A 9,368-nucleotide genomic window follows, 5' to 3' on the forward strand; every position below is an offset into this window, starting at 1 on the left:
GTTGGTTTTTTGATCTGTTTTCGGCGAGGGTTGCTCGTGATTGTTAGTCCCTGTAATGCACCAAAATTGTCTGCCAAACGGTTACGAAACGCACTGGTGACGGGCTCTGCGCTGCTTTGTCTGCTTAGCGCCGGCCAACTCTGGGCATTCAATCTGGATGATGTATCGGCCAAGGCTAAGGATCTGGCCGGGCAGAAGTACGAGGCTCCGCGCAGTAACCTGCCGAACGAATTTCGTGAGATGAAGTTCGCGGACTATCAGAAAATCCGCTTCCTGCCTGAAAAGGCCGAGTGGGCCAAGCAGAAAACCCCATTCAAGCTGTCCTTCTATCATCAGGGCATGCATTTCGACACACCGGTGAAAATCAACGAAATCACCACGAACACCGTCGAAGAAATCAAATACGACTCGACGCGCTTCGACTTCGGCGACCTCAAGTTCGATCCTAAAGCCACCGAACAGCTCGGTTATGCGGGCTTCCGTGTGCTTTACCCGATCAACAAGGCGGACAAGCAGGACGAAATCATGACCATGCTCGGCGCGAGCTACTTCCGCGTCGTCGGCAAGGGTCACGTCTATGGTCTGTCGGCCCGTGGCCTGGCCATCGACACTGCATTGCCGTCCGGTGAGGAATTCCCGCGCTTTACCGAATTCTGGATCCAGCAACCCAAGCCGACCGACAAGCACTTGGTGATCTTCGCCCTGCTGGACTCGCCGCGCGCCACTGGCGCCTACCGCCTGACCCTGCGTCCGGGCAGCGACACCATCGTCGACGTCAAGGCCCGGATGTTCCTGCGTGACAAGGTCGGCAAGCTGGGCATCGCCCCGCTGACCAGCATGTTCCTGTTCGGCGCCAACCAGCCGTCGAAAGTCCTCAACTACCGTCGCGAGCTGCACGACTCCAGCGGCCTGTCGATCCATGCCGGCAACGGCGAGTGGATCTGGCGTCCGCTGAACAACCCGAAACACCTGGCCGTGAGCAACTTCTCGGTAGAGAACCCGCGTGGTTTCGGCCTGCTGCAGCGTGGCCGCGACTTCAGCCACTACGAAGACCTCGACGACCGCTACGACAAGCGCCCAAGCGCCTGGATCGAGCCGAAGGGCGACTGGGGCAAAGGCACTGTCGACCTGGTAGAGATCCCGACCGCGGACGAAACCAACGACAACATCGTGGCGTTCTGGAGCCCGGAAAAGCAGCCTGAGCCAGGCCAGGCGTTCGATTTCGCCTATCGCCTGCACTGGACCATGGACGAAGCTTCCCTGCATTCGCCGGACAGCTCCTGGGTCGAGCAGACCCTGCGTTCCACCGGTGACGTCAAGCAATCCAACCTGATCCGCCAGCCGGACGGCAGCGTGGCCTACCTGGTGGACTTCGAAGGTCCATCCCTGGCGGCATTGCCGGAAGACACCGAGGTGCGCAGCCAGGTCAGCGTCGGCGACAACGCCGAGCTGGTGGAAAACAGCGTGCGCTACAACCCTGAAACCAAGGGCTGGCGCCTGACCCTGCGGATGAAGATCAAGGACCCGAGCAAATCCACCGAGATGCGTGCGGCCCTGGTCAAGAACGCCACCCCTGTCGAGCCGGCCAAGGCCGTGTCGCCAGCCTCCAGCGCCTCCATTGCCAAGGCCGACAAAGTCGCCGCCAAGCAGCAGGAGAAGAAAGAGGCGGATGCCAAGCAAGCCGAAGCCAAGCCGGCCAAGGACGCCAAGAACCACAAAGACGCCAAGCAGCCTGCTGCTGCCGAGGCGGCCCCAGCCACACCGGAATCTGTCCCGACCGAGCAAGTCCTGACCGAGACCTGGAGCTACCAGTTGCCTGCCGATGAGTAACTCTCAAGTACAGCCAGAGACTCTTGCCGAGTATCTGGCGCACCTGCCAATGACCGATGAGCAGCGCGCGGAACTCGCGGGCTGCAAGTCCTTCAGTGAACTGCACGAACGCCTGTCGTCGGCGACGTTCGACGCGCCTGCCGATGCCGCCCAGGCCTCGGTGGGCCGCCGGCTGACCCTGAGTTCCGCCGAGGAGCTGATCGATGCCGAGATGCTGGCGCTCGACGCCAGCGGTCGCGTGTGCCTCAAGGCCACGCCGCCGATCCGGCGGACCAAGGTGGTTCCCGAGCCCTGGCGCACCAATATCCTGGTGCGTGGCTGGCGGCGCCTGACCGGGCGCACCAACCCGCCGGCACCGCCGAAGGATGAGCGGGTGCTCCCGGCGGCGCGCTGGCGCACCGTGGGCTCGATCCGTCGCTACATCCTGCTGGTGCTGATGCTCGGCCAGACCATAGTGGCCGGCTGGTACATGAAAGGCATCATGCCGTATCAGGGCTGGTCGTTCGTCGACCTGGAAGAAGTCATGCATCAGCCATTGATGCAGACCGCCACCCAGGTACTGCCGTACGCCCTGCAGACCAGCATCCTGATCATGTTTGGCATCCTGTTCTGCTGGGTCTCGGCCGGTTTCTGGACCGCGCTGATGGGCTTCCTCGAGCTGCTCACCGGACATGACAAATACCGCATTTCCGGCAAGAGCGCCGGCAACGAGCCGATTCCGCAAGACGCGCGCACCGCGCTGGTGATGCCGATCTGCAACGAAGACGTGCCGCGGGTATTCGCCGGCCTGCGGGCGACCTTCGAGTCGGTCGCGGCCACCGGTGACCTGGACCGCTTCGACTTCTTCGTGCTCAGCGACAGTAACGACACCGACATCTGCGTGGCCGAGCAGCAGGCCTGGCTGGACGTCTGCCGCGAAACCAAGGGTTTCGGCAAGATCTTCTATCGCCGCCGTCGCCGTCGGGTGAAACGCAAGAGCGGTAACCTCGACGACTTCTGCCGTCGTTGGGGCGGCGACTACAAGTACATGGTGGTGCTCGACGCCGACAGCGTGATGAGCGGCGAATGCCTGACCAGCCTGGTGCGCCTGATGGAAGCCACGCCGGACGCGGGCATTATCCAGACCGCGCCGAAAGCCTCGGGCATGGACACCCTGTATGCGCGCATGCAGCAGTTCGCTACCCGCGTCTACGGCCCGCTGTTCACCGCCGGCCTGCACTTCTGGCAACTGGGCGAATCCCACTACTGGGGCCACAACGCGATCATCCGCATGAAGCCGTTCATCGAGCACTGCGCCCTGGCGCCGTTGCCCGGTAAAGGCGCCTTCGCCGGTGCGATCCTGTCCCACGACTTCGTCGAAGCGGCGCTGATGCGTCGCGCCGGCTGGGGCGTGTGGATTGCCTACGACCTGCCGGGCAGCTACGAAGAGCTGCCGCCGAACCTGCTGGACGAGCTCAAGCGTGACCGTCGCTGGTGCCACGGCAACCTGATGAACTTCCGCCTGTTCCTGGTCAAGGGCATGCACCCGGTGCACCGTGCGGTGTTCCTCACCGGGGTGATGTCCTACCTGTCGGCGCCTTTGTGGTTCTTCTTCCTGGTGTTGTCGACGGCCCTGCTGGCGGTCAACACCCTGATGGAGCCGCAGTACTTCCTGGAGCCGCGCCAGCTGTATCCGCTGTGGCCGCAATGGCATCCGGACAAGGCGATCGCGCTGTTCTCGACCACTATCGTGCTGCTGTTCCTGCCGAAGCTGTTGAGCATCATCCTGATCTGGGCCAAGGGCGCGAAAGAGTTCGGCGGCAAGTTCAAGGTAACCCTGTCGATGCTGTTGGAGATGCTGTTCTCCATGCTGCTGGCGCCGGTACGGATGATCTTCCACACCCGTTTCGTACTGGCCGCGTTCCTTGGCTGGGCCGCGACCTGGAACTCGCCACAACGTGACGACGATTCCACGCCGTGGAGCGAAGCGGTACGCCGTCATGGTCCGCAGACCCTGCTGGGCTTCTTCTGGGCACTGCTGGTGATCTGGCTGAACCCGAGCTTCCTCTGGTGGCTGGTGCCGATCGTCGGTTCGCTGATGCTGTCGATCCCGGTATCGGTGATTTCCAGTCGCGTCGGCCTGGGCCTGAAGTCCCGTGACGAAAGCCTGTTCCTGATCCCCGAGGAATACGCGCCGCCACAGGAGCTGCTGTCCACCGACCAGTACACCCATGAAAACCGTTGGCACGCACTGAACGACGGTTTCATCCGGGCGGTGGTCGATCCGCAGCAGAACGCCTTGGCCTGTGCCCTGGCGACGTCCCGCCACGGCCTGGCCGAGCCGATCGAGTGGCTGCGTGTCGAACGTGTCCGTCACGCCCTGAAAGTGGGGCCGGCGGCGCTGAACAACGGCGAGCGCCTGGCGCTGCTGAGCGACCCGGTGGCCCTGGCCCGCCTGCACGAGCAGGTCTGGAGCGAAGGCCATGCCGACTGGCTGAGTGCCTGGCGGCAATCGGTGGATGAAGATCCTCATGCACCGTTGTTGCCGTTGCGACCGCAAACGGCAATCGCCCAACCGGCCTGATGACAACGCCCTTGAGAGCACTCTCAAGGGCGTTGTAGTTTGTGGCATCCGCTTTTGTCGTCCCCTCTGTAACAACAAATCCTGGTCAAACCCTTGTGCAAACGGACGGGTGAGTTAGCATCGCACCCCGAATTGCTGCGAGCGGGCATTCCTGGTGCCCGTATCCGTCGGTTTTCCAGGGAAAACCTGTCGCGGGTTCGCCTCACAATAAAATGGGTTCAGGGGACTTGAAGATGAAGAAGTATCTCTCGATGCTGCTGCTCGGCGTCACGGCAATGGTGGCGGTCAATGCAGCCCAGGCTGGCGCCATCGATGATGCGGTCAAGCGCGGCACGCTGAAAGTCGGCATGGACCCGACCTACATGCCGTTCGAGATGACCAACAAGCGCGGCGAGATCATCGGTTTCGAGGTCGATATCCTCAAGGCCATGACCAAGGCCATGGGCGTCAAGCTGGAGCTGGTTTCCACCGGCTACGACGGCATCATCCCGGCCCTGCTGACCGACAAGTTCGACATGATCGGCAGCGGCATGACCCTGACCCAGGAACGCAACCTGCGCCTGAACTTCAGCGAACCCTTCATCGTGGTCGGCCAGACCCTGCTGATCCGCAAGGAGCTGGAAGGCACCATCAAGTCCTATAAAGACCTGAACACCGCCGACTACCGCATCACCTCCAAGCTGGGCACTACCGGTGAAATGGTTGCCAAGAAGCTGATCGCCAAGGCCAAGTACCACGGCTACGACAACGAGCAGGAAGCCGTGCTCGACGTGGTCAACGGCAAGGCCGACGCCTTCATCTACGACGCCCCGTACAACGTGGTGGCGCTGAGCAAGGTCGGCAACGGCAAGCTTACGTTCCTCGACAAGCCGTTCACCTACGAGCCCCTGGCATTCGGCCTGAAGAAGGGTGACTACGACAGCCTCAACTTCATCAACAACTTCCTGCACCAGATCCACGAAGACGGCACCTACGATCGTATCCATGACAAGTGGTTCAAGAGCACCGAGTGGCTCAAGGACATGGAATAACACTCGGTCAGACAGACCGAGTCGCCCCATTCGCGGGCACGCCTCGCTCCTACGGATTCACGCAATCCCTGTAGGAGCGAGCCGGCTCGCGATGGCGTCCTGATCGGCAATACCGAACCTCCCCGCTGCAAACAGCTGGAACCTGCAAAGTGATCAAACATAAAAAAGCCCAATGGCCCTGGCACGTACTGACCGTGCTGGTGCTGATCGGCCTGGCCGGCGCGCTGTACTACGCCACCTCGCTGATGTCCTACGAATGGCGCTGGAACCGCGTACCGCAGTACTTCGCCTACCAGGCCGAGGAGTCGCAGCGGGCGGCGGACATCTCCACCGTCAGCGAGCTGGTGCGCAAAGGCGGCAAGGCCGAAGTCACGCTGCGCAACGACGCGGGCGACGAGCAACTGCTGACGGTCGACGAAAACAGCCTGCAAGTTGCCCGTGGCGACGATGTGGCCGAAGGCGATGTGATCGGCGTGACCCGTCACTGGGCGGCCGGGCCGCTGCTGTTGGGGCTGTGGACCACCTTGTGGCTGTCGGTGGTGTCCGGGGTGTTGGGTCTGTTCATCGGCTTGGCGACGGGGCTGTGCCGGCTGTCGAACAACCCGACCCTGCGGGACCTGTCGACCCTCTACGTCGAACTGGTGCGCGGCACGCCGCTGCTGGTGCAGATCTTCATTTTCTATTTCTTCATCGGCACGGTGCTGAACCTGTCCCGCGAGTTCGCCGGGATCGCCGCGTTGTCGCTGTTCACCGGTGCCTATGTGGCGGAAATCGTCCGCGCCGGCGTGCAGTCGATCGCCCGTGGCCAGAATGAGGCGGCCCGCTCCCTGGGCCTGAACGCCAGCCAGTCGATGCGCCATGTGGTGTTGCCGCAGGCTTTCAAGCGCGTGCTGCCACCGCTGGCCGGGCAGTTCATCAGCCTGGTGAAAGACACCTCGCTGGTGTCGGTGATCGCCATCACCGAACTGCTCAAGAGCGGGCGTGAAGTCATCACCACCTCGTTCTCGCCGTTCGAGATCCTGTTCTGCGTGGCGGCCCTGTACCTGTTGATCAACCTGCCGCTGTCGAAGATGGCCAGCCGGCTTGAGCGGAGGCTCGCGCAAAGTGATTGAAGTCCGCGATCTGGTAAAAGTCTTCGACACCCGGGGTCAGGTGGTCCGCGCGGTGGATAACGTCACCACCAAGGTGGCCAAGGGTGAAGTGCTGGTGGTGATCGGCCCGTCCGGCTCCGGCAAGTCGACCTTCCTGCGTTGTCTCAACGGCCTGGAACAGTTTGATTCCGGCTCGGTGAGCATCGACGGCCTGCAACTGGCCGATCCGAAGACCGATGTGAATGCCTATCGCCGCGAAGTCGGCATGGTGTTCCAGCATTTCAACCTGTTCCCGCACATGACCGTGCTGGAAAACCTCTGCCTGGCGCAGAAGGTGGTGCGCAAGCGCGGCAAGCAGGAGCGCGAGGCCAAGGCCCTGGCGTTGCTGGAGAAGGTCGGTATCGCACAGAAGGCCAACGAGTTCCCATCGCGGCTCTCCGGCGGCCAGCAGCAGCGCGTGGCGATCGCCCGGGCGCTGGCCATGGAACCCAAGGTCATGCTGTTCGACGAGCCGACCTCGGCGCTGGACCCGGAAATGGTCGGCGAAGTGCTGGACGTGATGAAGACCCTGGCCCTGGAAGGCATGACCATGGTCTGTGTGACCCACGAAATGGGCTTCGCCCGGGAAGTGGCGGATCGGGTGCTGTTCTTCGACCACGGCAAACTGCTGGAAGACGCCTCGCCGGCGGCGTTCTTCGATGCGCCCCAAGACCCGCGGGCCCAGGCGTTTCTGCGTCAGGTCCTGTAGGTTTTCCACCGGCTGAAACCCATCGCGGGCAAGCCTCGCTCCTACAGATGACCTTTATCTGTGGGAGCGGAGCTTGCCCGCGATTGCATTGCACTGGTTTTAAGCCGAACCGGCTCGGATCAAACCCGGAAGCGCCCGACCAGGGTCTGCAGATGGGTCCCCAGGCGCGCCAGCTCGACGCTGGAGGCCGCTGTCTCCTCACTGGCTGCCGAGGTCTGCTCGGACACGTCGCGCACGTTCAGCACGCTCCTGTTGATTTCCTCGGCCACCGCGCTCTGCTGCTCGGCCGCGGCGGCGATCTGCTGGTTCATCGCCTGGATCGCCGAGACGGTGCGGGTGATGTTTTCCAGCGAGCCACCGGCACGGCGGGTCAGCTCTACGCTGCTGTCGGTCAGGTTGCGGCTGTTGTCCATGATGTTGGCCACTTCCTGGGTGCCGTTCTGCAGGCCGACGATCAGCTCCTCGATCTCTTCGGTGGACTTCTGGGTGCGCTGCGCCAGGCTGCGCACCTCGTCGGCGACCACGGCGAAACCGCGACCGGCTTCGCCCGCGCGGGCGGCTTCGATGGCGGCGTTGAGGGCCAGCAGGTTGGTCTGCTGGGCGACCGACTTGATCACGTCGAGCACGCTGCCGATCTTGTCGCTTTCCTGCTTCAGATGGCCCATGGCGGCGGTGGAGTTGCCGACCTCGGCGGCCAGGCGTTCGATCTGTGCGATCGCCTCGCCGACCACCTTGTCGCCTTCGCGGGCCTGCTGGTCGGCGGCGACCGCCGCTTCCGAGGCTTCTTCGGCGTTGCGCGCGACTTCCTGGACCGTGGCGGCCATTTCATTCATGGCGGTGGCGACTTGGTCGGTCTCGACTTTCTGGCTGTTGACCCCGGCACTGGTCTGCTCGGTCACCGCCGACAACTGCTCGGCGGCGCTGGCAATCTGGGTGACGCCGTCGCTGATGCCGCCAATCAGCTCGCGCAGGCTCAGGGTCATGCGTTGCATGGCCCGTTGCAGCTGGCCGAGCTCATCGCGACGCTCGACCTGCAGGTTCTCGCTGAGATCGCCCGAGGCGACACGCTCGACCACCTTGAGGGTCTGGCGCAGCGGGATGACGATCTGCCGGGTGATGCTCCAGGCTGCGACCAGGCCGAACAGCAGGGCCAGGGCGGTGACGATGGCCAGGGTGCTTCTGGCCTGGGCGGCGTCGCTGTCGCGTTTCTGGGTTTGCGCGGCCGTCAGCTGCTTGCTGACCTCCATCAGGCGATCGCCTTGGGCTGCCATGCGTTTGAGGGCGGCGGCACTGGCCACCTGGGAGTCACGGAAATCGCTGACTGCGGAGCGATAGCCCTTGAGGGCGTCGGTGGCCTGTTGCAGGTTGGCCAGGTGTTGGTCCGGCAATTTGGCCGGCAGGCTGGCGAGGTTGTTCAGGGCGTTGTCGATGGCGTCCAGAGCCGGCTGTTCGGCCTCGGCCTTGCCGCTGTAGGTGTAGCCACGGACCTGGAAGCGCGCCTGCTGGATCAGCTTGCTCAGGTCGATGACACTGTTGAATTGCGCCAGGCTGTCGCCTTGCAGCATGGATTTTTCCACTTCGGCCACCCGGGCCACGGCGTTATCGGCGGTGGCGCCCAGTTTGGCGCGGGCGGCTTCGCGGCTGGCGGTGGCGCGGGTGATGTCGGCGAAGGCCAGTTTGTACTCGCTGACGGCGGCGATCTGCTGGTCGATCATGGCGATGCTTTCAGGCATTTCCAGCATCTTGCGTGCGGTTTGCAAGCCTTCGTCGAGCTTGGTCAGCAACTCGCTGACCGGCCCCGGGCCTTGTTCGCCACGGCGCATTTCATAGTCCAGGCGCGCGTTGCGCAGGTCCTTGGTCAGCTCGTTGAGGCTGGAGATATAGCCCAGCTTGTCGCCGCGATCGATCACGTTGCCCAGGCCCATCCAGCCGGTCGCAGTAATCAGCAGGGTCAGTAGCAGCACCAGGCCGAAGCCAACGCCGAGTTTGAGGTTGACGCTCACATTTCCCAGACTCTGGGCTAACCAACGGTACATGCCGCGAACTCCCTTGGGCTATTAATAGGTTTTGTACCAAGGCTATCGGCTGCGTCAGATTAATCTGAA

6 protein-coding genes and 1 pseudogene are annotated in these 9,368 nt (G+C 63.0%); 5 read left to right on the plus strand and 2 right to left on the minus strand.

Annotated features, from left to right (window positions below; all coding sequences use genetic code 11):
• The first annotated feature begins 36 nt into the window (after positions 1-36).
• The 5 genes from J4D52_RS27235 to J4D52_RS27255 all read left to right on the plus strand — a co-directional run bounded on the left by J4D52_RS27235 (position 37) and on the right by J4D52_RS27255 (position 7,263).
• Positions 37-1,830 carry a glucan biosynthesis protein G gene (locus J4D52_RS27235; RefSeq protein ID WP_025808227.1) on the plus strand — a complete coding sequence of 598 codons (1,794 nt, stop codon included), beginning with the start codon at positions 37-39 and terminating at the stop codon, positions 1,828-1,830.
• The gene (gene mdoH / locus J4D52_RS27240; RefSeq protein WP_063427871.1) at positions 1,823-4,393 is read left to right on the plus strand and encodes a glucans biosynthesis glucosyltransferase MdoH; all 2,571 of its coding nucleotides are present in this window, start codon (positions 1,823-1,825) and stop codon (positions 4,391-4,393) included. The genes J4D52_RS27235 and mdoH overlap by 8 nt, the downstream gene beginning before the upstream one ends.
• A 233-nt stretch (positions 4,394-4,626) precedes the next feature.
• Positions 4,627-5,424, plus strand: coding sequence for a transporter substrate-binding domain-containing protein (locus tag J4D52_RS27245; RefSeq protein WP_016704434.1), 798 nt, complete (start codon positions 4,627-4,629; stop codon positions 5,422-5,424).
• Between the two features lie 152 nt (positions 5,425-5,576).
• Positions 5,577-6,536, plus strand: coding sequence for an amino acid ABC transporter permease (locus J4D52_RS27250; protein WP_371860260.1), 960 nt, complete (start codon positions 5,577-5,579; stop codon positions 6,534-6,536).
• Complete coding sequence (locus tag J4D52_RS27255) at positions 6,529-7,263, plus strand: amino acid ABC transporter ATP-binding protein (RefSeq protein ID WP_025808223.1); 735 nt, start codon at positions 6,529-6,531, stop codon at positions 7,261-7,263. The genes J4D52_RS27250 and J4D52_RS27255 overlap by 8 nt, the downstream gene beginning before the upstream one ends.
• A gap of 119 nt (positions 7,264-7,382) precedes the next feature.
• On the opposite strand, the gene J4D52_RS30840 is transcribed toward J4D52_RS27255, so the two are convergent.
• Complete coding sequence (locus tag J4D52_RS30840) at positions 7,383-8,255, minus strand: methyl-accepting chemotaxis protein (protein WP_371860261.1); 873 nt, start codon at positions 8,253-8,255, stop codon at positions 7,383-7,385.
• Positions 8,238-9,299: pseudogene (locus J4D52_RS30845) on the minus strand (methyl-accepting chemotaxis protein); the annotation flags it as partial. The gene J4D52_RS30840 and the pseudogene J4D52_RS30845, both read right to left, overlap by 18 nt.
• Between the last annotated feature and the right edge of the window lie 69 nt (positions 9,300-9,368).

Source organism: Pseudomonas sp. GW460-12-10-14-TSB1 (genome assembly GCF_017349775.1).
Classification (GTDB): Bacteria; Pseudomonadota; Gammaproteobacteria; order Pseudomonadales; family Pseudomonadaceae; genus Aquipseudomonas; species Aquipseudomonas piscium.

What these genes read in the sequence shown, in the direction of transcription:
- mdoH (WP_063427871.1), top strand. Translation starts at nt 1,823, where the DNA reads ATGAGTAACTCTCAAGTACAGCCAGAGACTCTTGCCGAGTATCTGGCG.
- J4D52_RS27245 (WP_016704434.1), top strand. Translation starts at nt 4,627, where the DNA reads ATGAAGAAGTATCTCTCGATGCTGCTGCTCGGCGTCACGGCAATGGTG.
- J4D52_RS30840 (WP_371860261.1), bottom strand. Translation starts at nt 8,255, where the DNA reads ATGCAACGCATGACCCTGAGCCTGCGCGAGCTGATTGGCGGCATCAGC.